Origin of the sequence: Herbaspirillum robiniae (assembly GCF_002213415.1) — a bacterium.
In the GTDB taxonomy this organism is placed as follows: domain Bacteria; phylum Pseudomonadota; class Gammaproteobacteria; order Burkholderiales; family Burkholderiaceae_D; genus Herbaspirillum; species Herbaspirillum robiniae.
Genome location: NZ_NJGU01000006.1, coordinates 97884 through 122107, shown reverse-complemented (window position 1 = coordinate 122107; position 24224 = coordinate 97884). Strand labels below are relative to the sequence as shown.

General features: G+C 65.2%; 25 protein-coding genes. 22 read left to right on the top strand and 3 right to left on the bottom strand.

The window, feature by feature from the left end:
- The first annotated feature begins 131 nt into the window (after positions 1-131).
- From CEJ42_RS12140 to CEJ42_RS12100, 9 genes are all read left to right on the top strand, one after another.
- Positions 132-827 carry an amino acid ABC transporter permease gene (locus tag CEJ42_RS12140; protein WP_079218845.1) on the top strand — a complete coding sequence of 232 codons (696 nt, stop codon included), beginning with the start codon at positions 132-134 and terminating at the stop codon, positions 825-827.
- Positions 827-1477: an amino acid ABC transporter permease gene (locus tag CEJ42_RS12135; protein ID WP_079218846.1), complete on the top strand. Its 651-nt coding sequence runs from the start codon at positions 827-829 to the stop codon at positions 1475-1477. Before CEJ42_RS12140 ends, CEJ42_RS12135 begins: the two co-directional genes overlap by 1 nt.
- Positions 1464-2198, top strand: coding sequence for an amino acid ABC transporter ATP-binding protein (locus CEJ42_RS12130; RefSeq protein ID WP_079218847.1), 735 nt, complete (start codon positions 1464-1466; stop codon positions 2196-2198). The genes CEJ42_RS12135 and CEJ42_RS12130 overlap by 14 nt, the downstream gene beginning before the upstream one ends.
- Positions 2195-2938 (top strand): sugar phosphate isomerase/epimerase family protein, encoded by a 744-nt coding sequence (locus CEJ42_RS12125; RefSeq protein ID WP_088751233.1) that lies wholly within the window; start codon positions 2195-2197, stop codon positions 2936-2938. The genes CEJ42_RS12130 and CEJ42_RS12125 overlap by 4 nt, the downstream gene beginning before the upstream one ends.
- 13 nt (positions 2939-2951) lie before the next feature.
- Positions 2952-3902, top strand: a complete 951-nt coding sequence (locus CEJ42_RS12120; RefSeq protein WP_079218849.1) for a sugar kinase — start codon at positions 2952-2954, stop codon at positions 3900-3902.
- A 35-nt stretch (positions 3903-3937) separates the two neighbouring features.
- The gene (locus tag CEJ42_RS12115; RefSeq protein WP_088751232.1) at positions 3938-4897 is read left to right on the top strand and encodes a 2-hydroxyacid dehydrogenase; all 960 of its coding nucleotides are present in this window, start codon (positions 3938-3940) and stop codon (positions 4895-4897) included.
- 393 nt (positions 4898-5290) lie between these two features.
- Complete coding sequence (locus CEJ42_RS12110) at positions 5291-6046, top strand: electron transfer flavoprotein subunit beta/FixA family protein (RefSeq protein WP_079218851.1); 756 nt, start codon at positions 5291-5293, stop codon at positions 6044-6046.
- Positions 6047-6048: 2 nt separating this feature from the next.
- Complete coding sequence (locus CEJ42_RS12105) at positions 6049-6978, top strand: electron transfer flavoprotein subunit alpha/FixB family protein (protein WP_088751231.1); 930 nt, start codon at positions 6049-6051, stop codon at positions 6976-6978.
- A gap of 163 nt (positions 6979-7141) precedes the next feature.
- Positions 7142-8926 carry an acyl-CoA dehydrogenase gene (locus CEJ42_RS12100; RefSeq protein ID WP_088751230.1) on the top strand — a complete coding sequence of 595 codons (1785 nt, stop codon included), beginning with the start codon at positions 7142-7144 and terminating at the stop codon, positions 8924-8926.
- Positions 8927-9019: 93 nt separating this feature from the next.
- Here CEJ42_RS12100 and CEJ42_RS12095 read toward each other — a convergent pair whose 3' ends face one another.
- The gene (locus CEJ42_RS12095; protein ID WP_088751229.1) at positions 9020-9445 is read right to left on the bottom strand and encodes an NINE protein; all 426 of its coding nucleotides are present in this window, start codon (positions 9443-9445) and stop codon (positions 9020-9022) included.
- A gap of 294 nt (positions 9446-9739) precedes the next feature.
- On the opposite strand from CEJ42_RS12095, the gene rpsP reads away from it, so the two are divergent.
- From rpsP to trpS, 11 genes are all read left to right on the top strand, one after another.
- Positions 9740-9991: a 30S ribosomal protein S16 gene (gene rpsP, locus CEJ42_RS12090; RefSeq protein ID WP_079218855.1), complete on the top strand. Its 252-nt coding sequence runs from the start codon at positions 9740-9742 to the stop codon at positions 9989-9991.
- Between the two features lie 72 nt (positions 9992-10063).
- Positions 10064-10672 (top strand): ribosome maturation factor RimM, encoded by a 609-nt coding sequence (gene rimM / locus CEJ42_RS12085; protein WP_088751228.1) that lies wholly within the window; start codon positions 10064-10066, stop codon positions 10670-10672.
- Between the two features lie 67 nt (positions 10673-10739).
- Positions 10740-11504 (top strand): tRNA (guanosine(37)-N1)-methyltransferase TrmD, encoded by a 765-nt coding sequence (trmD, locus tag CEJ42_RS12080; protein WP_079218857.1) that lies wholly within the window; start codon positions 10740-10742, stop codon positions 11502-11504.
- A 166-nt stretch (positions 11505-11670) separates the two neighbouring features.
- Positions 11671-12048, top strand: coding sequence for a 50S ribosomal protein L19 (rplS, locus tag CEJ42_RS12075; protein WP_079218858.1), 378 nt, complete (start codon positions 11671-11673; stop codon positions 12046-12048).
- A 106-nt stretch (positions 12049-12154) separates the two neighbouring features.
- The gene (locus CEJ42_RS12070; protein WP_079218859.1) at positions 12155-12826 is read left to right on the top strand and encodes a CoA pyrophosphatase; all 672 of its coding nucleotides are present in this window, start codon (positions 12155-12157) and stop codon (positions 12824-12826) included.
- Positions 12827-12980: 154 nt separating this feature from the next.
- Positions 12981-13940 (top strand): CobD/CbiB family protein, encoded by a 960-nt coding sequence (locus CEJ42_RS12065; RefSeq protein ID WP_079218860.1) that lies wholly within the window; start codon positions 12981-12983, stop codon positions 13938-13940.
- A 333-nt stretch (positions 13941-14273) separates the two neighbouring features.
- Complete coding sequence (locus CEJ42_RS12060; RefSeq protein WP_079218861.1) at positions 14274-14609, top strand: DUF3579 domain-containing protein; 336 nt, start codon at positions 14274-14276, stop codon at positions 14607-14609.
- Positions 14610-14923: 314 nt separating this feature from the next.
- A complete protein-coding gene (fumC, locus tag CEJ42_RS12055; RefSeq protein ID WP_079218862.1) occupies positions 14924-16312 on the top strand; it encodes a class II fumarate hydratase in 1389 nt (462 codons plus the stop codon).
- A 402-nt stretch (positions 16313-16714) separates the two neighbouring features.
- Positions 16715-17041 carry a hypothetical protein gene (locus CEJ42_RS12050; protein ID WP_079218863.1) on the top strand — a complete coding sequence of 109 codons (327 nt, stop codon included), beginning with the start codon at positions 16715-16717 and terminating at the stop codon, positions 17039-17041.
- Positions 17042-17127: 86 nt separating this feature from the next.
- Positions 17128-17688 (top strand): glycine zipper family protein, encoded by a 561-nt coding sequence (locus CEJ42_RS12045; RefSeq protein ID WP_079218864.1) that lies wholly within the window; start codon positions 17128-17130, stop codon positions 17686-17688.
- 325 nt (positions 17689-18013) lie between these two features.
- Entirely contained in the window at positions 18014-19051 is a 1038-nt protein-coding gene (gene trpS, locus CEJ42_RS12040; protein ID WP_088751438.1) for a tryptophan--tRNA ligase, read from the top strand.
- Positions 19052-19241: 190 nt separating this feature from the next.
- On the opposite strand, the gene CEJ42_RS12035 is transcribed toward trpS, so the two are convergent.
- Both CEJ42_RS12035 and CEJ42_RS12030 read right to left on the bottom strand, forming a co-directional pair.
- Complete coding sequence (locus CEJ42_RS12035; protein ID WP_088751227.1) at positions 19242-20657, bottom strand: ATP-binding protein; 1416 nt, start codon at positions 20655-20657, stop codon at positions 19242-19244.
- A complete protein-coding gene (locus CEJ42_RS12030) occupies positions 20654-21391 on the bottom strand; it encodes a response regulator (protein ID WP_276329109.1) in 738 nt (245 codons plus the stop codon). The genes CEJ42_RS12035 and CEJ42_RS12030 overlap by 4 nt, the downstream gene beginning before the upstream one ends.
- Positions 21392-21612: 221 nt before the next feature.
- On the opposite strand from CEJ42_RS12030, the gene CEJ42_RS12025 reads away from it, so the two are divergent.
- Positions 21613-22152, top strand: a complete 540-nt coding sequence (locus tag CEJ42_RS12025; protein WP_079218867.1) for a Spy/CpxP family protein refolding chaperone — start codon at positions 21613-21615, stop codon at positions 22150-22152.
- A gap of 392 nt (positions 22153-22544) precedes the next feature.
- Positions 22545-24221, top strand: a complete 1677-nt coding sequence (locus tag CEJ42_RS12020) for an MdtA/MuxA family multidrug efflux RND transporter periplasmic adaptor subunit (protein WP_088751226.1) — start codon at positions 22545-22547, stop codon at positions 24219-24221.
- Positions 24222-24224: the final 3 nt, after the last annotated feature.

Below are 24224 nucleotides of genomic sequence, written 5' to 3'. Positions count from 1 at the left end.
TAAGGCAAGTTTGATGCAATTGGCCGATGTGATTATTCGGCATTGAAGAATCAAGCAAACCGGTGCTGCGTGATCCAGCGCATGCATCGGATTTGTGACCCCGGGTTACCGGGTGTCGGGAGGAGTTTTCGATGCACTATGACTTTCAGTTCGCGTTCATCTTCCAGCATCTCGACCAGTTGCTGATGGGGGCGCTGCTCACCATCCGGCTCTCCGCGCTGTCGATGATCTGCGGTTTGGCGGTGGGGATATTCGGGGCGATCGTGAGCATTCACGGCAGCGCGCCGGCCCGCTTCGCGGTGACGTCCTATGTGGAGCTGATCCGCAGCACGCCGTTCCTGGTCCAGCTGTTCATCATTTTCTTCGGCCTGCCCTCCATCGGGGTGCAGGTCGACGCCAACATCGCCGCGCTGGTGGCGATGACGGTCAACCTCGGCGCCTATTCCACCGAGATCGTGCGCGCCGGCATGATGGCCATCCATCCCTCGCAGATCGAGGCGGCGCAGGCGCTGGCCATGACGCGCGGCCAGGTGATCCGCCACGTGGTGCTCACGCCCGCGCTGGAGAAGGTCTACCCGGCGCTGGCCAGCCAGTTCACGCTGATGATGCTGGCCTCCAGCATCGTCTCGGCGATCTCGGCCGAGGAGCTGACCGCCACTGCCAACCTGCTGGATGCGGAGACTTTCCGCAGCTTCGAGATCTACCTGGTGGTGATGTTTCTCTATATCGCGCTGGCGCTGCTGTTCCGCCTGGCGTTCTGGCTGATCGGCCTGGTCGTGTTCAAGCGTCGCCGCCGTCTGGGCGTCGCCCGTCCTAGGAGGATGTAATGCTCGCTGAATTTTCCATCGATAACTTCATCTTCCTGCTGGAGGCGGCGCAGTGGACGCTGCTGCTGTCGGCGCTGGCCTTCGTCGGCGGCGGCATCGCCGGCTTCATCGTGGCGCTGATGCGCACCTCGCACATCCAGGCGTTGCGCTTGCTGTCGGCGGTGTATATCCAGATCATCCAGGGCACGCCGGTGCTGATCATCCTGTTCCTGTCGTTCTACGGGCTGGCGATCTTCGGCTACAAGCTGCCGCCGATGGTGGCGGCCACCATCGCCATGACCATCTATTCCAGCGCCTACCTGGGCGAGATCTGGCGCGGATGCATCGAGGCGGTGCCGGTGCCGCAGTGGGAGGCCTCGACCGCGCTGGCCATGACGCGCTGGCAACAGCTGCGCTACGTGATCCTGCCGCAGGCGGTGCGCATCTCGCTGCCGCCGACCGTGGGCTTCCTGGTGCAGATCGTCAAGAACACCTCGATCGCCTCCATCATCGGCCTGGTCGAGCTGGCGCAGGCGGGCAAGCTGGTCAGCAACGCGACGTTCCAGCCTTTCCTGGTGTTCCCTATCGTTGCCGCCATTTATTTCGTATTCTGTTATCCGCTGTCGCGGTTCAGTTTCGCCTTAGAGAGGAAATTACATGCCCATCGTTGAGATTGACAACATCACCAAGAGCTTCGGCAGCAACCAGGTCTTGAACGGGATCTCGCTGTCGGTCGAGCGCGGCCAGGTGGTGGCGATCATCGGTCGCTCGGGCTCGGGCAAGAGCACCATGCTGCGTTGCATCAACGGGCTCGAGACCATCGACGGCGGCAGCATCACCGTGGCCGGCCACAAGCTGACCAACAAGCACGAGCACCTGATCGAGCTGCGCAAGGATGTGGGCATGGTGTTCCAGCACTACAACCTGTTCCCGCACCTGACGGTGGAAGAGAACATCATGCTCTCGCCGCGCATCGTCAAGAAGATCGCCACCGAGACCACCCGCGAGACCGCCGTCAAGGTGCTCAAGCAGGTCGGCCTGGAGCACAAGCGCGACGCCTATCCCGAGCAGCTCTCGGGCGGCCAGCAGCAGCGCGTGGCGATCGCCCGTTCGCTGGCCATGGAGCCGCAGGTGATGCTGTTCGACGAGGTGACCTCGGCGCTGGACCCGGAGCTCACGGCCGAAGTGCTGAAGGTGATGGAGGAGCTGGCGCGCGGCGGCATGACGATGCTGCTGGTGACGCACGAGATGGAGTTCGCGCGACGCGTGGCCGACCTCACCGTGTTCATGCACCAGGGCAAGGTGTGGGAGGCGCGTCCGTCGGAGGAATTCTTCGCCGATCCGCGCACGCCCGAGGCCAAGCAGTTCATCGGCGCGGGTTCGATCAAATGAGCCCGGTCCTGGTCGCCGCTTCCGCCTATGGCGCCGATCTGGTGCGCCGCGTCGGCCACACCGACCTGGTGCATGTGGTGGCGGCGGCCGGGGCGGCCGGTTTCGAGATCCGGCGCGAGCTGTTCGACGGGCCCGAGGACCTGCCGGCGCTGCGCGCGCTGCTGGACCAGCACAAGCTGTATTCGGTCTATTCGGCGCCGTTCGAGCTGTTCCGCGCGGACGGCAAGTTCGACCGCGAACAGATCGCGCTGGCCATGGAAGAGGGCGAGGAACTCGGCGCCCGCTACCTGAAGGTGTCGCTGGGACATTTCTCCGCCGCCAGCGACCTGCAGAGCCTGCTGCGTTTCGTGTCGCAGGCGCCGGTCGAGGTGCTGCTGGAAAACGACCAGACGCCGCAGGGCGGCCGGCTGGAGCCCATCGTCAGCTTCCTGTCGCTGTGCACCGGCAACGGCTATGCCTTCGGCATGACCTTCGACATGGGCAACTGGCGCTGGAACGGCGTCGAACCCGAGCTGGCGGCGCGCACCCTGGCGCCCTACATCCGCTATGTGCACTGCAAGGGCGTGCGCGACGACAAGGGCAAATTGAAAGCGGTGCCGCTGCAGGCGCAGGACAGTGACTGGCAGCAACTGATCGCGCATTTCCCCAAGGGGATCTTGCGGGCCATTGAATTCCCGCTGGTGGGCAGCGACCTGGAAGAGGTCACGCGGCGCTACGTCGCGATGCTGGCCGCGGTTTGACGGAAACAGGATCATGAGCGAGAGCAGCGTGCAGCTGGATGTGGCGACCTACGGCGAGGCGCTGGCCTTGCTGGTGGCCGACGAGGTCGGCGCCTTCGAGGATGTGGAAAAGTACACGCGCCGGCTGGCCGGCGCCGAGACCAACGTCGCCATCGGCCTGGCGCGGCTGGGATTGAAGGTGGGCTGGGCCAGCCGCGTGGGCAACGACTCGTTCGGGCGCTTCATCAGCAAGCGCGTGGCGCAGGAGGGCGTGGACGTCAGCCGCGTCATCACCGACATGGAGTTTCGCACCGCGATCCAGCTGAAGGCCAAGGCGGTGGACGGCGCCGACCCCGCCATCGAGTATTACCGCAAGGGTTCCGCCGCCAGTCACCTGTCGGTGGCCGACTTCGACGAAAGCTACTTCGGCAACGCGCGCCACCTGCACGCCACCGGCATCGCGCCGGCCCTGTCGGAGAGCACCATGGCCTTCGCCCATCACGCGCTGGACTTCATGCGCGCGCGCGGCAAGACCATCTCCTTCGACCCCAACCTGCGCCCGATGCTGTGGCCGTCACAGCAGGCGATGGCGCAGAAACTGAACGAGCTGGCCTTCAAGGCGGACTGGGTCTTGCCGGGCCTGTCTGAAGGAAAAATCCTGACGGGGTACACTGAAGCCCGCGATATCGCCGCCTTCTATCTGGAGCGCGGGGTATCGATGGTGGTCATCAAGCTGGGCGCGCAAGGCGCTTACTGGCGCAACGCCGCGGGCGAAGGCACGGTGGCGGGCGTCAAGGTCAGGGAAGTGGTCGACACCGTGGGCGCCGGCGACGGCTTCGCGGTCGGCGTCATCAGCGGCATGCTGGAAGGCCTGCCGGTCGAGCAGGCCGTGATGCGCGGCAACCGCATCGGCGCCTTTGCCATCCAGGTCGTGGGCGACATGGAAGGCCTGCCCACCCGCGCCGAGCTGGAGGCCGCCACATGACAATCTCAAACACGATCAATTGAACAGGAAGACGAATGAAACAGCGCGTGGTGGTGTACAAGAAATTGCCGGAGCATCTGAACGAACAACTGCGAGCTGAATTCGACGTCACCTTCTTCGACCGCGTCAACGACGGCAACCGCGCCGCCTTTCTTGAATCCCTGAAGAGCGCCCACGGCATCATCGGCGCCAGCCTGCCCATCACCAACGAGATGCTGGACGCTGCGCCGGCGCTGAAGATCGCGTCCACCGTCTCGGTCGGCGTGGACAACTTCGACCTGGATTACTTCCGGCAGCGCGGCCTGATGCTGGCGCACACGCCGGGCGTGCTCAACGAATCCACCGCCGACACCATCTTTTCGCTGATCCTGGCCAGTGCGCGCCGCATCGTCGAACTGGCTGAGTACGTCAAGGCCGGCAACTGGAAGGGCAGCATCGGCGAGGCGCAGTTCGGCGTGAACGTGCACGGCAAGACGCTGGGCCTGATCGGCATGGGCCGCATCGGCAGCGCGGTGGCGCGCCGGGCGCACCACGGCTTTGGCATGAAGATCCTGTACAACAACACCCGTCCCAATCCCGAGGCCGAGCGCGAACTGAATGCCACCTTCGTCAGCAAGGACGAATTGCTGGCGCAAGCCGATTTCGTCTGCCTGATGCTGCCGCTGACGCCGGAGACCGAGCGCATGTTCGGCGCACGCGAGTTCGGGCTGATGAAGCGCAGCGGCATTTTCATCAATGCCTCGCGCGGGCGCATCGTCGACGAGCAGGCGATGATCAGGGCCTTGCAGGACAAGACCATCCACGCCGCCGGCCTGGACGTGTTCGAGGTCGAGCCGCTGCCGGCCGATTCGCCGCTGCTGGCGCTGCCCAATGTGGTGGCGCTGCCGCACATCGGCTCGGCCACGCACGAAACCCGGCTGGCGATGGCCGAGCTGGCGGTCGCCAACCTCATCTCCGGGCTGCGCGGAGAGAAGGTGCCGCACCTGGCGGTGTGAAGCCGCCAGGGCGCGTTCGCGCCGGCGATTCCGATCCGCGCAGCGGAACCTTGCGGCCTTGCTTGTGGTTTATCCTGCGGCTGGCGGAAACCGGCGGCCGTCTTTCAAGGTCATTCCCCTGGGTATTCCCTTGGGTATTCCGTTACGCGGCCGTTGATATTGCGCCGCAATATCGAAAGGATTCCCAGGCGGAAGATGGCCTGCGCCGCGTTCCCAACGTGTCATTTTTTTTGCCTGCGGGCGGATTTTCCTCTTTCGCTCGTAGAAATTAGTGTGTAAGCTTCGAACATCAAAAAGAACGATCGTGCTAAATTTCGGTTTGCGCCTCGTTTTGCTTTTATAATTCGGCAAAAGTTTACGTTTACGTCAATTCCTTTTTTCAAGGGCCATGCGATGAAAGTATTAGTACCAGTCAAGCGCGTCGTGGATTACAACGTCAAGGTGCGCGTCAAGAGCGACGGCAGCGGCGTGGATATCGCCAACGTCAAGATGTCGATGAACCCGTTTGACGAAATCGCGGTGGAAGAAGCCGTGCGCCTGAAAGAAGGCGGCAAGGTGACCGAAGTGATCGCCGTCTCCGCCGGCGTGACCCAGTGCCAGGAAACCCTGCGCACCGCCATGGCGATTGGCGCCGACCGCGGCATCCTGGCTGAAGTGGGCGCCGACGTTGAGCTGCAGCCGCTGGCCGTGGCCAAGATCCTCAAGGCGCTGGCCGAAAAGGAACAGCCGCAGCTGATCATCCTGGGCAAGCAGGCCATCGACGACGACTGCAACCAGACCGGCCAGATGCTGGCCGCGCTGTTGGGCTGGCCGCAAGCCACCTTCGCTTCGAAGGTGGTGCTGGAAGACGGCAAGGTGACTGTCACCCGCGAAGTGGACGGCGGCCTGGAAACCCTGGCCCTGACCCTGCCGGCCATCGTCACCACCGACCTGCGCCTGAACGAGCCGCGTTACGTGACGCTGCCCAACATCATGAAGGCCAAGAAGAAACAGCTCGACACCGTCAAGCCCGACGAGCTGGGCGTGGACGTGGCGCCGCGCGTGAAGACCCTGAAGGTTGCCGAGCCGCCCAAGCGCAGCGCCGGCGTGAAGGTGCCGGACGTCGCGACCCTGGTGGCCAAACTGAAAAATGAAGCAAAGGTGATCTGATCATGACCGCACTCGTTATTGCCGAACACGACAACGCCAGCCTGAAGGGCAGCACCCTCAACACCATCACCGCCGCTACCCAGGTGGGCGGCGACGTCCACGTGCTGGTCGCCGGTTCCAATGCCAAGGCGGTGGCCGACGCCGCCGCGCAGGTCGCGGGCGTGGCCAAGGTCCTGCTGGCCGACGGCGCGCAGTTCGCCGACGGCCTGGCCGAGAACGTGGCCGAGCAGGTGCTGGCGATCGCCAAGGACTACAGCCACATCCTGGCGCCCGCCACCGCCTACGGCAAGAACATCCTGCCGCGCGTGGCCGCCAAGCTGGACGTGGGCCAGATCTCCGACATCACCAAGGTCGACTCGCCCGATACCTTCGAGCGTCCGATCTACGCCGGCAACGCGATCGCCACCGTGCAGTCGCTTGACGCCGTCAAGGTCATCACCGTGCGTACCACCGGTTTCGACCAGGCCGCGCAAGGCGGTTCGGCGGCGGTGGAAATCATTTCGGCCGTGGCCGATTCGGGCAAGTCCAGCTTCGTCGGCCGTGAAGTCGCCAAGTCGGATCGTCCGGAACTGACCGCCGCCAAGATCATCGTTTCCGGTGGCCGCGGCATGGGCTCGTCGGAAAGCTTCAAGATCCTGGAGCCGCTGGCCGACAAGTTGAACGCCGCCATGGGCGCCTCGCGCGCCGCGGTGGACGCCGGCTACGTGCCCAACGACTGGCAGGTCGGCCAGACCGGCAAGATCGTGGCGCCGCAGCTGTACATCGCGGTGGGCATCTCCGGCGCGATCCAGCATTTGGCCGGCATGAAGGACTCCAAGGTGATCGTGGCGATCAACAAGGACGAGGAAGCGCCGATCTTCTCGGTGGCCGATTACGGCATCGTCGGCGACCTGTTCGAGGTCGTGCCCGAGCTGGTCAAGCAGCTGGGCTGATTCCCGGCGAACCGGCAGCATCTACAGCAGTTTTCGCCCCGGCTTTGGCCGGGGTGTTTTCATCCGGCGGCGGTTTCATTTTTGCCGTTGCGCCGGACGTATTTTTCGCAAGCAAGGAGCGACGTCAGATCGCTTCAGTTCAGTTTTACTCAGGAGGTTGGAGATGAGTTACACCGCGCCATTGAAGGATATGTTGTTCGTCATGAACGAGCTGGCCGGCCTGGCCGAAGTCAACGCCATGCCGGGCTGTGAAGACGCCACGCCGGAAACGGCCGAGGCCATCCTCGAAGAGAACGCCAAGTTCTGCGGCGAGGTGGTGGCGCCGCTGAACCATTCCGGCGACCAGCAACCCAGCTTCTGGACCGACGGCAAGGTAACCACCAGCGCCGGCTTCAAGGAAGCCTTCAGGCAGTTCGGCGAAGCCGGCTGGCAAGGCGTGCAGCACCCGGTGGAGTTCGGCGGCCAGGGCCTGCCCAAGCTGCTGGCCACGCCCTGCATCGAGATGCTGAACTCGGCCAACCTGTCCTTCGCGCTGTGCCCGCTGCTGACCGACGGCACCATCGAGGCGCTGATGACCGCCGGCACCAAGCAACAGCAGGAAACCTACATCGCCAACTTCATCTCCGGCAAGTGGACCGGCACGATGAACCTGACCGAGCCGCAGGCCGGCTCCGACCTGGCGCTGGTGCGCACGCGCGCCGTGCCGCAGGGCGACGGCACCTTCAAGATTTCCGGCACCAAGATCTTCATCACCTATGGCGAGCACGACATGGCCGAGAATATCGTCCATCTGGTGCTGGCGCGCACGCCGAACGCGCCGGAAGGCGTGAAGGGCATTTCGCTGTTCGTCGTGCCCAAGTTCCTGGTCAACGCCGATGGCTCGCTGGGCGAGCGCAACGACGTGCATTGCGTGTCGATCGAGCACAAGCTGGGCATCAAGGCCAGCCCGACCGCGGTGCTGCAGTTCGGCGACCACGGCGGCGCCATCGGCACGCTGGTGGGCGAGGAGAACCGCGGCCTGGAATACATGTTCATCATGATGAACGCCGCGCGCTTCGCGGTCGGCATCCAGGGCCTGTCGGTGTCCGAGCGCGCCTACCAGAAGGCCGTGGCCTACGCCAAGGACCGCGTGCAGTCGCGCGACCTGGCCGGCTCCGCCGGTCCGGTGACGATCATCCACCAGCCCGATGTGCGCCGCATGCTGATGTCCATGCGCGCGCAGGTCGAAGGTGCGCGGGCGCTTGCCTACGTGGCCGCAGCCACCTCCGACGCCGCGCACTTCCACGCCGACGAGGCGACCCGCAAGGCCAACCAGGCCTTCTATGAATACCTGGTGCCCATCGTCAAGGGCTGGTCGACCGAGCTGGCCATCGATGTCACTTCCACCGGCGTGCAGGTGCACGGCGGCATGGGCTTCATCGAAGAGACCGGCGCCGCGCAGTACTACCGCGACGCCCGCATCCTCTCGATCTACGAAGGCACCACGGCCATCCAGGCCAACGACCTGGTCGGCCGCAAGACCGCGCGCGACGGCGGCGCGGTGGCCAAGGGCATCATCGCCCAGGTGCGCAAGACCGCGGCCGAACTGGAAGGCGATGCGCAGCTCAAGGTCATCAGCCTGCGCCTGAACGAGGCGGCCGGCGCGCTGGAAGAGGTGGTCGATTACGTGGTGGCCAACGTCAAGAGCGACATCAAGTCGGTGTTCGCCGGCAGCGTGACCTACCTGAAGATGGCCGGCGTGGTGCTGGGCGGCTGGCAGATGGCGCGCGCGGCGGCGATTTCGGCGGCCAGGCTGAAGGCGGGCGAGGGCGACGCGAAGTTCTATGAAGCCAAACTGGCCACGGCGCGTTTCTTCGCCGACCAGATCCTGCCGCAGGCACTGGCGTATCGCACCGCCATCGTCGACGGCGCGCAGTCGGTGCTGGCGCTGTCCGAAGACCAGTTCTGACCGCTTCCCGCCGCGCGCGGGAATGCGGGAAACAAAAAAGCCCGGGAGACCTCAGCGGTCTTCCGGGCTTTTTGCCTGTGCGGCGGTCTTCGTTCAGCCGAACGCGCCGCCGGTAAACAACAGGTCGAAGCTGCGCGCCAGCAGGGCGATCAGGCCCATCGCGCCCAGGCCCACGGTCAGCACGATGATCACGGCCAGGATCCAGTGCGACTCGGATTGCCTGCCGCTGGCGGGGTTGTGCTTCTGATCCCATTTGTCGTCCGGCGTCAGGCCGATCACCAGCGCCTCCAGGCAGGCGCACAGCGCCGAGAGCACCAGGGGCAGGGCGGTGAACAGCTGCGGCGCATCCGGCCGGGCCGCCGTCAGCGCCAGCGAGAGCGGAACGGACAGGATGTGCAGCCAGCCGAAGCGGTCGCGCATGCCGTAGAGATAGAAGCGGTGCAGGCCGATACCGCCCAGGACGGCGGCGATCAAGGTGGCCAGGGTCTTGTTCTTGTGCTTGCCGGATTGCTGCTGCATTTTTATGTCTCTCTCGTTCATCGGCCGTCCGATCAGGCTCGGCGGCGTGTTGTCGTAAGGATATCGGGCGAGTATAGCCGATCGGCGGGCCTGTTCCTGCGCGGAAATGGGGCAGGCGGTATCCCGCAGGCCTGCTGGAACCCCGTCGTGATGCAATTTGGCATCACAATCGGCGGTTTTTGACGGCTTTGTGCGTTGGATAAGCACACAAAAGCGGGAAGCAGGTTGCCCAGTCGGGTGGAAGTCCGTTATAATCTGCGGCTTTTCCGTGTCCGTATTCTTACTGGAACCATTATGGTCGTTATTCGTTTAGCTCGTGGCGGCGCCAAGAAGCGCCCCTTCTACAACATCGTTGCAACTGACTCGCGCAACCGTCGCGACGGTCGTTTCATCGAGCGTATCGGCTTCTACAACCCGGTTGCATCGGGCAAGGAAGAAACCGTGCGCGTCGCTGCAGACCGTCTGGCCTACTGGCAAGGCGTTGGCGCTCAACTGTCGCCGACCGTTGCCCGCCTGGTGGCTGACGCCGCCAAGGTCGCTGCCTAATAAAGTTTATCCGGCCTGTCGCCGAGCGCCTGGTTTTCAGGCGCATGTGTGCAGGTCAGGTTTGACGCATCAGTGAATAATCCGGCCCAAGCGGGTTTCTCCGCACCCGACGACCTCGTGACCGTCGGCCATGTGACAGGAGCCTACGGCATTCAGGGCTGGATTCGCGTGCGTCCGTATTCGACGGAGGCGCAAGCCCTGCTGAATGCGAAAACATGGTGGCTGGAGAAGTCCGGCGCACCGAAGCAGGATATCGACGTCATGCAGTCCAAGGAGCACAGCGGCGATGTCGTTGCGCGCCTGACCGGAGTCGCCGACCGCAATGCGGCGGAGGCCTTGAAGGGAACGGCGGTCTACATCTCCCGCAAGCATTTCCCGGTGCTGGATGACGATGAATTCTACTGGGTCGATCTGATCGGCTCGGCGGTGGAAAACCTGCAGGGCGAACAGCTGGGCGTGGTGTCCGACATGATGGACAACGGCGCCCACCCGATCCTGAAGGTGGTCGTGCCGGTGCAGGAAACCGCACCGCAGGGCGAAGAAGCCGCGCAGGCAAAGAAGGGCGCCAGGGAGAAATCCGCAGCGGCGCCCGAACTGCTGATTCCGTTTGTCGACCAGTTCGTCAAGACGGTACAGCCGAAAGAAAAGAAGATCATCGTCGATTGGGGCATGGATTACTGACTTCGGTCAGTTTTTTCATTTCCGGCGTCGACGGGTTCGCAACAGGATTAATGGGAATGGAGGCGTGATGCAGTTCGATGTCGTCACTCTGTTTCCCGAGATGTTCGCGGCGCTGACGCAGTCGGGGATCACCCGCCGGGCGCTGGAACAGAAACGCTGGGGCCTGTCGCTGTGGAATCCGCGCGATTTCACCACCGACAATCACCGCACCGTGGATGACCGGCCTTATGGCGGCGGTCCCGGCATGGTGATGCTGGCCAAGCCGCTGGAGGCCGCCATCGGCGCCGCCCGGCAGCGCCAGCAGGACCTTGGGCTGGCCAGGCCGAGGGTGATCTACCTGTCGCCGCAAGGCGCGCCGCTGACCCATGAACGGGTGGTGGGGCTGTCGCAGGATCCGGGCGTGGTGCTGCTGTGCGGTCGCTATGAAGCGATCGACCAGCGTCTGCTCGACAAGTGCGTGGATGAGGAAATCAGCATCGGCGATTTCGTGCTCTCCGGCGGCGAGCTGCCGGCGATGGCGCTGATGGATGCGGTGATCCGATTGTTGCCTGGCGCGCTGAACGACGGCGCATCGGCGGTCGAGGACAGTTTCGTCAACGGCCTGCTGGATTGCCCGCACTACACGCGGCCCGAGGTGTACGAAGGTGAACCGGTTCCGCCGATCCTGCTGGGCGGTCATCACGCCGAGATCATGAAGTGGCGGCGGCAGCGGGCGCTTGAGGCGACCCAGGCCAAGCGCCCCGACCTGATCGCCAGGGCGCGTGAAAACGGCCTGCTGAGCAAGGTCGATGAAAAGTTTTTGAGCGGTCTGCAAGCAAGCGCAGATCGCTGATGCCGCAAGGCGTCGCGTAAGGAAGTCGTACCAGCAGTACCCGCCGGCATGCGCCGGCAGCAACGTGCAGCGGCCCGTCCGCTGTAATTGAAACCCCATCCTCTACCGGGCAACAAGTTGGGCCGCAAGGCCACAGGCGCCGGCATGATGGTTACAGGAGCAAAAAATGGATCTGATCCAGCAACTCGAGCAAGAAGAGATCGCGCGTCTCAACAAGAACATTCCCGACTTCGCCCCCGGCGACACCGTGATTGTCAGCGTCAACGTGGTCGAAGGCACCCGCAAGCGCGCCCAGGCCTACGAAGGCGTCGTGATCGCACGTCGTAACCGTGGTCTGAATTCGAACTTCATCGTTCGCAAGATTTCGTCCGGTGAAGGCGTCGAGCGTACTTTCCAGCTGTACTCGCCGCTGATCGCTTCGATCGAAGTGAAGCGCCGCGGTGACGTCCGTCGCGCCAAGCTGTACTACCTGCGTGAGCGTTCGGGCAAGTCGGCTCGCATCAAGGAAAAGCTGCCCAGCCGTTCGGCAAAGGCTGCAGAGTAATATCCGGCATGCATATGCTTTGAAGAAAAGGGGTGTCTCGCGACGCCCCTTTTTCTTTTCCGGCACAATCTCACCTTATTCAATTTTCCAAGCGAACACTTCCGCCGTGGCCAGTTTCGATCCAGTCATCCTGCCTGTTGATGCCGTCGCCGGCGAGCACGCCCTGGATCCCGCGCGCATGAACGCCGACTGGCTGCGCCGCCGCTTCGCCGATCCGCCGCGCTGGGAGCCCGAGCACAGCGGCGACCAGCTGGCGCGCATGGTGGAGTCCAATGGCCGTTTCCGGCTGGCCTCGGTGCTCATTCCCATCGTGCTGCGCCCGGAAGGCCTGACCGTACTGTTCACCCAGCGCAATGCCGACCTCAAGGACCACGCCGGCCAGATCAGCTTCCCCGGCGGTCGCCGCGAAGACTACGACGGCTCGGCCATCGAGACCGCGCTGCGCGAAACGGAAGAGGAGATCGGCCTGGGGCGCGGCCACGTGGAAGTGATCGGCTCGTTGCCCGACTACTTCACCGGCACCGGCTATCGCGTCACGCCGGTGGCCGGCCTGATCGCGCCGCCGTTCGAGACGGTCGCCGACACGCGCGAGGTGGCCGAGATCTTCGAGGTGCCGCTGGCCTTCCTGATGGACGGCGTGAACCACCAGCGCCGTTCGGTCGAGCTGCCGCAGCCGGCCGGGCGCCGCAGCTTCTACACCATGCCTTACCAGCGCTATTTCATCTGGGGCGCCACCGCCGGGATGCTGCGCAACCTCTTCCATTTCCTGCGCACCTGAGCGTGCGCGCGCATTGCGGCGGCGCGCCCGCCTTGAGGGCGCCAGCAGGCAAAACGACGAAGCGCTTCGCCATTGCGTGCCGTCAACGAATCAATTGTTTGATTCCCATCATGCACTGCGCTATCGTACGGTCTATAGACCATAAGGCCGCTTGATGACATTCCTCTCCATTCTCTTTGCGCTGTTAATCGAACAACTCAAACCACTGCGTGCGGACAATCCGGTTTATGCATCGATCAAGTCTTTCGCCGGCAGCATAGAGGCCTGGTTCAACGCCGGCCATGCCCATCACGGCCGCCTGGGCTGGGCGGTGATGGTCGGCGCGCTGACCGTGCCGGTCGCGCTGATCTACTGGCTGTGCGTGCACATCAGCCCGATCGCGGCGTTCGCCTGGAACGTGCTGATCGTCTACCTGACGCTGGGCTTCCGCCATTACAGCCACTACTTCACCTCGATCCAGCTGGCGCTCAACAGCGGCGACGAAATGACCGCGCGCGCCTTGCTGGCCGAGTGGACCAAGCAGGATACCGCCGGGATGGACGTCAGCGAGATCTCGCGCATCGCCGCCGAGCGCGCGCTGATCACCACCCATCGCCATGTGTTCGGCGTGTTCTTCTGGTTCCTGATGCCGGTCGGCCCGGCGCTGGCCGTGATGTATCGCGTGGCCGAATACCTCTCGCGCGCCTGGAACGAACCCGACCACATGAAGTACGAGGCCTTCGGCCGCTTCGCCGCGCGCGCCTTCTACTGGATCGACTGGATTCCGGCGCGCCTGACCGCCGCCGCCTTCGCCGTGGTCGGCAATTTCGAGGACGCCATCTACGCCTGGCGCAACTTCGCCAGCCGCTGGGACGACGAGGCCGCGGGCATCATCCTGGCCGCCGGGGGCGGCGCCATGGGCGTGCGCTTCGGCACCCCCAAGGAAGCCGCGGCAGGCATCATCCTGCCGGTGGACGCCGCCACCGTCGACACTCTGCCGGAAGAGACCGACGGCCTGCCCGGCGACACGCCTTCCCCGCGCACCCTGCAAAGCGCAGTGGGCCTGGTGTGGCGGGCGCTGCTGCTGTGGATGTTCCTGCTGCTGCTGCTGTCGGTGGCGGTGTGGATGGGCTGAGCCCAGGCGCAAGTCAGATAAGCGGGCTCAGGCCCGCTTAGTTTTTTGCAACGCAAAATCGGCCGGCCCGGTATACTTGCGGTTTGCATTGGGCCAGACTGGAGTTGCTGTCCGGCATCGCATGCATGAATGACAAGCCCGGCGAGGGAATCCGCCGCAAGGGCGACGGGGCGGGCAGGGGAACATCGGGTAGAAGCCAAGTCTTCTATAAGATATAATACATAGAGCCGCAGGCACCCACGCGTATCGTCGCGAAGGCACCTCGGAATTCAGGGCTCCGGTCCCATCAGGACAAGGGCATTCGGTTGCAAGCGCTTTAAAAGAACTGCATGTATGGCTGATCCCATCAAACCCGCGCAAGAATTCATCATCCTCGGCAAGACCTCGGATGGGCGGCAGTTCCGTCCCAGCGACTGGGCCGAGCGCCTGTGCGGCGTGATGTCGTGCTTCCGCCCCGAGGGCAGCGGCGGCCGCAACGCCCACCTGAAGTATTCCCCCTACGTGTTGCCGACCCACATCGACGGCGTGCGCTCGGTGGTGGTCAACGAGGCGCTGCGCGAGCTCGATCCGCTGGCCTACCACTTCGTCGTCAACTTCGCCAAGGACAACGACCTGCAGGTGCTCGACGCCTGTGTCCTGCCGGATCCGCCGAAGGACAAGCAGGGCTGAGCACCGGCCCTGCGCCGCCTCCTTTTCGGCCCCGGCCGCAACACCTACAACGCCAGCTTCTTTCGCCCTTGCGTCCTGCAAACGGCCTTGCCAGCAGTTAAACTAAGAGAGTTTCAGCGCCGCGCGGGCTGCCTGCGCGGCCACGGTTTTCAGCATCTCATATTGCTCAGCCGGCAGTGCTTAGCCAGAGCCGTACGGGGTTACCGGGCCGTTTCCGGCCCTCCTGAGAGCCGCTGCAGACAGACTGCCGCACGGGGCGCAACGCCGCCGGCGGCCTGTGGCGAGCGGCTCCGACAACACGGAGAAGAAGCATCATGAAACACCGCATGGAGCGCGACACCTTTGGCCTGATCGAAGTCCCCGACGACAGGCTTTGGGGGGCGCAGACCGAACGCTCGCTGCACCACTTCCACATTTCCACCGAACGCATGCCGGCCGAGCTGATCGTGGCGCTGGCGGCCGTCAAGCGCGCCTGTGCGGCGGTCAACCGCGACCTCGGCAAGCTCGACGGCAAGAAGGCCGACGCCATCATCGCCGCCGCCGATGAGGTGATCGCCGGCAAGCATCCGCTGGAGTTCCCGCTGTCGGTCTGGCAGACCGGCTCCGGCACCCAGAGCAACATGAACATGAACGAGGTGCTGGCCAACCGCGCCTCGGAGCTGCTGGGCGGCGTGCGTGGCGAAGAGCGCCTGATCCACCCCAACGACGACGTCAACCGCAGCCAGTCCTCCAACGACATCTTCCCGACCGCGATGCATGTGGCCGCCTGCATGGCGGTGGCGACCCACCTGATTCCTTCGTTGCACAAGCTGCGCGCCACGCTGGAAGACAAGTCGGCCAAGTTCGCCGACGTCGTCAAGATCGGCCGCACCCACCTGCAGGACGCCACCCCGCTGACCCTGGGCCAGGAGTTCTCCGGTTACGTCGCCCAGCTGATGCATGCCGAAGCGTCCATCATCGCGACCTTGAACGGCGTGTCCGAACTGGCCGCCGGCGGCACCGCCGTGGGCACCGGCCTGAATGCGCATCCGGCGTTCGGCGAGCGCGTGGCCGCCGAGCTGGCCAAGCATTTCGGCTTCCCGTTCAAGACCGCGCCCAACAAGTTCGCCGCGCTGGCCGGCCATGACGCCCTGGTGGCCTCCCACGGCGGCCTGAAGACGCTGGCCGCCTCGCTGATGAAGATCGCCAACGACGTGCGCTGGCTGGCTTCCGGCCCCCGTTCCGGCCTGGGCGAGATCACCATTCCCGAGAACGAGCCAGGCAGCTCCATCATGCCGGGCAAGGTCAACCCGACCCAGTGCGAGGCGCTGACCATGCTGTGCGCCCAGGTCTTCGGCAACGACGTCGCGCTCAACATCGGCGGCGCTTCCGGCAACTTCGAGCTCAACGTTTTCAAGCCGGTGATCATCCATAATTTCCTGCAGAGCGTGCGCCTGCTGGCCGACGGCATGGCCAGCTTCGAAGAGCACTGCGCGCGCGGCATCGAAGCCAACCGCGACCGCATCGCCGACCTGATGGAAAAGTCGCTGATGCTGGTCACCGCGCTGGCGCCGCATATCGGCTACGACAAGGCCGCCAAGATCGCCAAGCAGGCCCACCATGACGGCACTACGCTCAAGGAAGCTGCGCTGGCGCTGGGCTATGTGACCGAGCAGCAGTTCGCCGAATGGATCAAGCCCGAGGAAATGACCCGTCCGGGCTGATTTCCCCAAGGCGGCACAGGCCAAGGCAGGGCATGGATGAACGCATCCATGCCCTGTTTTTCATGGGCGACGGCAGGTGGCCCGGAAGCGCCGGCAAAGGCGATGCCAGCCGTTTTTGCCCCTCGCCAAGCCCTTGATTGCAAAGGCTTTGCAGCCTTATGTATAGCAATATTTATTTGGGTTACGAATTGAAACAACTCAGGCTTTCCGGATGGCCCCGGCGTATATTGCTTTCATGCGCTCAATGCGCCCGCAGGCCGCGCCGGCAGTGATTCCCGGCGAGGGGAAGAGGCCGCCGCAGCGGGCAGGGCAGCGACGCATCGATACGGAGCAGCGCCGTGAGGCGCGACAGGAGAACCGGCTGCGGAGGCGGCCGAATGTGGGAATTCCCAGAGGCAAAACATGAAGAAATTAGCGGCAATCGGAATTTGCGGCGCGCTCGCCGTGGCCGGCATGATGGCCAGCGCAGCGACCTATGCGCATACCCGTTTCTACGGCGGCGTGGTGATCGGCGGCCCGGTATGGGTGCCGCCGCCGGTCTACTATCCTCCGCCGGTCTATGTCGAGCGCGTGCCGCCGCCGGTCTACGTCGAGCAGCCGCGCCAGGACTTCTGGTACTACTGCCAGGAGTCCAAGGCCTACTACCCCTACGTGCAGAGCTGCCCCAGCGCCTGGATGAAGGTGGTGCCCAACACGCCGGCCCCGGGCTACGGTCCGCCGCCGCAATAAGGCGCCAGGGCGCACGGGCGGGCCAGGACCTCGCCGGCAAAAAAGATTGAAACGCCATGCCGCCTCGGCGGCGCAAAGGAAACAACGTGAAACCCATCTACAAGACAGCCACCGCAGTGACCGCCATCGGCGCCTTGCTGGCGCTGGGCGGCTGCGTGAGCGTGCCCACCGGCCCCTCGGTCATGGCCATGCCGGGCAAGGACAAGAGCTATGAACAGTTCCGCGCCGACCAGCAACTGTGCCAGCAATACGCGCAGGACGCCATCGGCGGCCAGGCCCAGCAGACCCAGAACAATACCGCCAACAGCGCCGCCGTCGGCACCGCCGTGGGCGCGGTGGCCGGCGCCCTGATCGGCGCGGCTTCCGGCAATGCGGGCGCGGGCGCGGCCATCGGCGCCGGCGGCGGCCTGCTGGTGGGCAGCGCGGCCGGCAGCAATGCCGCGGCCGGCGGCAACTACTCGATGCAGCAGCGTTACGACATGACCTATACCCAGTGCATGTACAGCAAGGGCAACCAGGTCGAGACCCAGCGCCAGGCCACGGCCTACACCTACCATCCGCGCCGCTACTACTACGCGCCGCCCCCGCCGCCGGGCTATTACGGTCCGCCGCCGGTGTACTACGGCCCGCCGCCGGGCGCCTATTGATACCCGGGCCCGCTGCCGCGCAGACCGCATCCACGGATGCGGTTTTTTGTTGCCGGCGGCGGGGCGGGCGGCGTTCCGGGCCGGGCTTTTTTCGGCCCGGGGCGACGATGCGGCGCAACATCGGGCCGCCGGGATGCTATACTCGCCGCCATGCTTTTCCGACTTCAACTTGCGAAAATCCAGCATTGGTGGCGCGCCTGACCCAGGCGGCCAGCGAAGTGATTCGCTTCACAGTTTGACCATGTGATGCCGCCGGAACCGGCGGCATTGTTTTCAAGCTTCGGGACCGGCGGCATTCCAGACAGATAATCGATCAGGAATGACCATGTCTTCGAACGCACCAGCCAGCAATTCCCCCGCAACACGTCCCACCGTCCTGACCGGCGACCGTCCCACCGGCCCGCTGCACCTCGGCCATTACATCGGCTCGCTCAAGTCGCGCGTGGCGCTGCAGGAGACCGCCAACCAGTTCCTGCTGCTGGCCGACACCCAGGCCATGACCGACAACGTCGGCCGTCACCAGAAAGTCACCGACAACGTGCTGGAGGTGGCGCTGGACTACCTGGCCGTGGGCATCGATCCGGAAAAATCGACCATCTTCATCCAGTCCCAGGTGCGCGAGCTCTATGAGCTGTCGATGGTGCTGCTGAACCTGGTGACGGTGTCGCGCCTGGAGCGCAACCCGACCATCAAGGAAGAGATCCGCCTGCGCGGCTTCGAGCGCGATATTCCGGCCGGCTTCCTGACCTATCCGGTCAGCCAGGCCGCCGACATCACCGCCTTCAAGGGCCAGCTGGTGCCGGTGGGCGGCGACCAGTTGCCGATGATCGAGCAGACCAACGAGCTGGTGCGCAAATTCAACGCCACCGTCGAGCGCGAAGTGCTGGTCGAGTGCAAGGAAGTGCTGTCCGAGACCGCGCGCCTGCCGGGCATCGACGGCAAGGCCAAGATGAGCAAGTCGTTGGGCAACTCGATCGCGCTGGGCGCCTCGGCCAAGGAAATCAAGCAAGCCGTGCACCAGATGTACACCGATCCCAACCATCTGCGCGTGGATGATCCCGGCCAGGTGGAAGGCAACGTGGTGTTTACCTTCCTGGACGCCTTCGACCCCGATCGCGACGCCGTGGCCGAACTGAAGGCGCACTACACCCGCGGCGGCCTGGGCGACAGCGTGGTCAAGCGCCGCCTGGAAGGCATCCTGCAGGAAATGCTGGAGCCGATCCGCACCCGCCGCGAACACTACGCCAAGGACCGCGGCGAAGTGCTGGCCATGCTCAAGCGCGGCACCGAGCGCGCCAGCGCGGTGGCGGCCAAGACCATGTCCGAAGTCAACGCCGCGCTGGGGTTGAACTACTTCGGCTGATCGCAGCGCTTCCCATGTAAAAAAGCCGCACTTCCGTCAGGGAGTGCGGCTTTTTCTTTGTTCACAGGATTGCGCTGGCGCCGGGTGGCGATCTCGCCCGCTATCGCAGCCGGCGCGCGGCGCACGCCCCGTCATCCTGTCATCGCATCGACACGCCCGGCTGGCTGCCGGGGGAGGGGGCCGCGGGGGATCAGGCGTTTTTTCCTTTGTGAGGCGGCGGCATCTGCGGCAGCTCCAGCAACACCTCCAGTCCGCCCTCGGGGAGGTTGCGCAGCTGCAGCTGGCCGTGATGGTTTTCCGCGATGTTGAGCGCGATCGTCAGGCCCAGCCCGGTGCCGCCGGTGTCGCGCGAGCGCGAGGTTTCCAGGCGGTAGAAGGGCTCGAACACCGACTCCAGCTCGGCGTCCGGAATGCCCGGCCCGTGGTCGCGGATGCGGATGGCGACCTTCTGCTGCTCCAGCGCCACGCTCACGCGTGCCAGCTGGCCGTATTTGCAGGCGTTGTCGACCAGGTTGGTCAGGCAGCGCCGCAGCGCGCCCGGCTGCGCCATCACGAAGGCGCGCGACGCGCCTTCCAGCGTCACGTCCTGGCCGGCGTCGGCGGCGTCGGCGCAGACGCTGTCGAGCAGCGAGTCGATATCCAGCGCCCGGATCTTTTCCGACGAATCCATGCTGCGCGCCAGGTCGAGCCCTTCGCGCACCATGCCGTGCATCACGCCCAGGTCGTCGATCAGCTTTTGCTGCAGCTCGCGGTCGCCGACCTTTTCCAGCCGCAGGCGCATGCGCGTCAGCGGCGTCTGCAGGTCGTGCGTGATGGCGGCCAGCATGTGGGTGCGGTGCTGGATCTGGCGCCGGATGCGCGACTGCATGGCATTGAAGGCGTGCGCCGCCTGGCGGATCTCGGTGGGGCCGGCCTCGGCTAGCGGCGGATGGTCGATGTCGCGGCCCAGCGCCGACGCCGCATGCGCCAGCTGGCGAATCGGGCGGGTCGCCATGCGCGCCACCAGATAAGCCAGGATGGCGATCAGGGCCAGGAACAGCGCGATGTACTGCAGGCCGTACGGCCCCTGCTGGCCGCCGCGTCCGCGCAGGGCCGGCGGTTCGCCCGGCTGGTGCAGGCGGATGCGCAGCAGCGCGCTGTCGTGCAGGCTGACGTAGACCACGCGGCAGGTTTCGTTGCGGCCTTCGCGCCGTCCGCCGCGACGCTCGCCACGGTCGTCGTCGCGCTCGCGGCGTGGCGGGGCGCATTCGGTTTCGCGCTGGGCGGCGATCTTGCGGTCGCTCCCCAGGCGCGACTGCAGGATGTCCACCAGCGGGCTGGTGCTGGCGTTGGCGCCGATGGCGTCGTTCATGTCATCGACGATGGTGGCCTCGAAACCGAGGTTGCCGGCGGCATTGAGCACGATGGCGCGCTGCTCGGGCGGGATGTCGTCCACCGCCTGCACGATTTGCTCGATGCGGTCGGCCACGTGCTGGAAACGCAGCTCGCGCAGCGAGTTCTTGCGCTCGTTGGAGGCCAGCCAGGTGGTGGCGACGATGGACAGCACGATGCCCGCCAGCAGCAGCACGAAGATGCGGTTGCCGATGGAGCCCAGGAAGTTCTTCATGACGCCCGGCCCGCGCTCTCCGTGGTGACGGTGGTGGCCAGCACGTAGCCCTCGTTGCGCACGGTCTTGATGATGGTCGGCGTGCGGGCGTCGTCGCCCAGCTTCTGGCGCAGGCGGCTGATCTGGATATCCACCGAGCGGTCGAACGGATCCGACTCGCGGCCCTGGGTCAGCTCCAGCAGCTGGTCGCGGTTCAGGACCCGGTTGGGATGGTCGAGAAAGACTTTCAGCAGGCGGAATTCGGCGCCCGAGAGCGCCACCACCACGCCGTCCTGGTTCACCAGGTGGCGCGCGGTCAGGTCCAGCATCCAGTTGGCAAAGCGCATGGCCGCCACGTCCGGCTGCGCCATGTTGGGCGGCAGCGCCTGGGTACGGCGCAGCACGCTGCGGATGCGGGCGAACAGCTCGCGCGGCTCGAAGGGTTTGGCCAGGTAGTCGTCGGCGCCCATCTCCAGGCCCAGGATGCGGTCCAGCGGCTCGCCGCGCGCGGTCAGCATGATCACCGGCACGTTGGAGGTGGCGCGCAGGTTGCGGCACAGGGTCAGGCCGTCCTCGCCGGGCAGGGTCAGGTCCAGCACGATCAGGTCCACGCGGGACTCTTCCAGGACCTTGCGCATTTCGGCGCCGTTGGTGGCGGTGAGCGTGCGCAGGCCGTTGCTGTCCAGGTATTCGGCCAGCAGGGTGCGGATGTCGCGGTCGTCGTCGACGATGAGGATGTGAGTATTTGTATCCATGTTTTGCATTATGCCGAACTTGTTAAGCGCGGGAAGCCGGATTTGTATCGCCTCTTAACAAGGGTTGGCCCGGACATAGAACGATACTCGGCGGCCCGCGGAATATACAAAACGATACAAATGCCGCCACAGGGGAAAGATTGGCGATACACGCGGCCGGTTTAATGGGAACCGTGCAAAGACAGCACGAAACAGTAAGACACCCCCGAAAGGAGCAAATCATGTTGAAACTCAAGACCCGCATCCTGGCCGGCATCGCTGCCGTGAGCATCAGCGCCGTGACCGCCGCCGCCTTCGCGCAGGTCCCGCCGCCGGGAGGCCCGCACGGTCGCGCTCCCAGTGCCGAGCAAATCGCCAAGTTCGAGCAGATGCGCGCCAAGCACCAGGCCGAACTGCACGACAAGCTGAAGATCACCGCCGCACAGGAAGCCGGCTGGAAGCTGTTCCTGGACAAGACCAAGCCGGCCCCGTTCGACCCGGCCGCCCGTCCCAGCAAGGAAGAGTTCGCCAAGCTGACCACGCCGCAGCGCCTGGACAAGAAGCTGGAATTCATGCGCAAGCGTGAAGCCTTCGCCGAACAGCGCGTGGCCGCCACCAAGGAGTTCTACGCGACCCTGTCGCCTGAACAGCAAAAGACCTTCGACGCCGAGTTCGCCAAGATGGAGCGCCACCGTTTCGAACGCATGCGCCACCACGGCGAGCGCAAGGGCCCGCCGCAAGGTCGTCCGGCGCCTGACGCCGGCGCACCGGCCGCCAAGTAAGGCGCCAGGCACCATCCGTGCGCCGGTGTTTGCGCCGGCGGCGGATCTACCCAAAAGCCTTGCGGTCAATACGCAAGGCTTTTGCCGTCTGTAGCCGGCCCCGGGATGCCGATATGAGGCGCTTTTCGGGCGCTGTTGCCGATGGCGCGGGGCCCGTTTGCTGGGTACACTGCCAGCCTGCTGCGTCAGGCGCGCAATTGCCGCGGCAGGGGCGGCTCGATGTTGCACCGTTGTAAGTTTGTTGCGGGAGAATACCGGATGGCGGCCCGGCCGGCTGGGCCAGGCCGCCATCCCGTGCTCTTTTGCTTCACCGCGTTTTCCGTTTTGCGGCAGTTTCCAGGCCCGGCCAAGGGCCGGCCGCTCCATCGTGACCAGTTCGTTGCTTTCATAAAATGACAAACACACCAAATTCCGGGCAGCAATCTCCTTCCAACCCGACCCCGCCGCAAGGCGGCCGTCCGCCGTCGAAGGGCAGCGTGCTGCGGCGCTGGTGGTTCTGGGTGCTGGTGGCGGCGATCGCGGCCGGCGGCGGCTACAAGTACTGGACCAAGAAGAAGGCCCAGCAGGAGCAGATGGCCGCCATGGGGATGGGCGGTCCGGGCGGCCCGGGTGGTCCGGGCGGGCGTCCGGGCGGCGGGCGCGGTCCCGGCGGCCCCGGCGGCGCGGGTGGCTTCAGCCAGACCATGCCGGTGGGCGTGGCCAAGGCGAAGGTGCAGAACGTCGACGTCTACCTCAACGGTCTGGGCTCGGTGACGCCGACGGCGACCGCCACCGTGAAGGCGCGCGTGGACGGCCAGCTGATGAAGCTGCATTACAAGGAAGGCCAGGTGGTCAAGGCCGGCGACCTGCTGGCGGAAATCGACCCGCGCTCGCTGCAGGCCACCGTCACCCAGGTCGAAGGCCAGCTGGCGCGCGACCGCGCTCTGCTCAATTCGGCCAGGCTCGACCTGAAGCGCTACCAGACCCTGCTGTCGCAGGACTCCATCGCCAGCCAGCAGGTCGACACCCAGGCCGCGCTGGTCAAGCAATATGAAGGCACGGTCAAGGCCGACGAAGGCTCGCTGGCCAGCGCCAAACTGCAGCTCTCCTTTACCCGCGTGACCGCGCCGATTTCCGGTCGCCTCGGCCTGAAGCAGGCCGACGTCGGCAACAACATCACCACCGGCGACACCAACGGCCTGGTGATCATCACCCAGCTGCAGCCGATCACGGCCATCTTCAGCATCCCCGAAGACAATATCCCCAGCGTGCTGCGCCAGCTGCAAAGCGGCCGCAAGCTGCCGGCCGAGGCCTGGGATCGCGAACAGAAGAAAAAGCTGGCCGACGGCGTGCTGCTGACCATCGACAACGTGGTCGACTCCACCACCGGCACGGTCAAGCTGAAGGCGCAGTTCCCCAATACCGACTACGCGCTGTTCCCCAGCCAGTTCGTCAACGTGCGCCTGCTGCTCAACACCGAGGACGGCGCCACCGTGATCCCGACGGCCGCCATCCAGCGCGGCTCCAAGGGCCTGTTCGTCTACGTGGTCAAGGAAGACAATACCGTCACCGTGCGCAACATCAAGACCGGCGCCGTGCAGGGCGACCTGACCGCGATCACCGACGGCGTGGCCGCCGGCGAGACCGTGGTGATCGACGGCATCGACCGCCTGCGCGAAGGCGCCAAGGTAGAGGCCGTCACGCGCGGCGGCGCCGACGACCCGGCCAACAAGCTGGCCACCGAGAACCCCAACGCGCGCCGCCACGGCAAGCGCGGCCAGGCAGACCAGGGCGCCGGCCAACCAGGCCAGACGGGCCAGCAAGGCCAGCGCAATGCGCAGGGCCAGGGCGCAAGCGGCGCGGGAGCCGGCAGCGGGCAGGGCGGTCAGGGCGCCCAGGGCGACATGTCGCCGGAAGAGCGCCAGAAGCGCTGGGCCGAGCTCAACAAGCGCATCGACGCCGGCGAGTTCGGCGAGGAGATCAAGAAACTGCCGGAAGACCAGCGTCGCCAGAAGATGATGGAGCTGCGTCGCCAGCGCGAAGGCGCCGGCAACAATGGCGGCAGCAACACCGGCAACGGCGCAAAGTAAGGC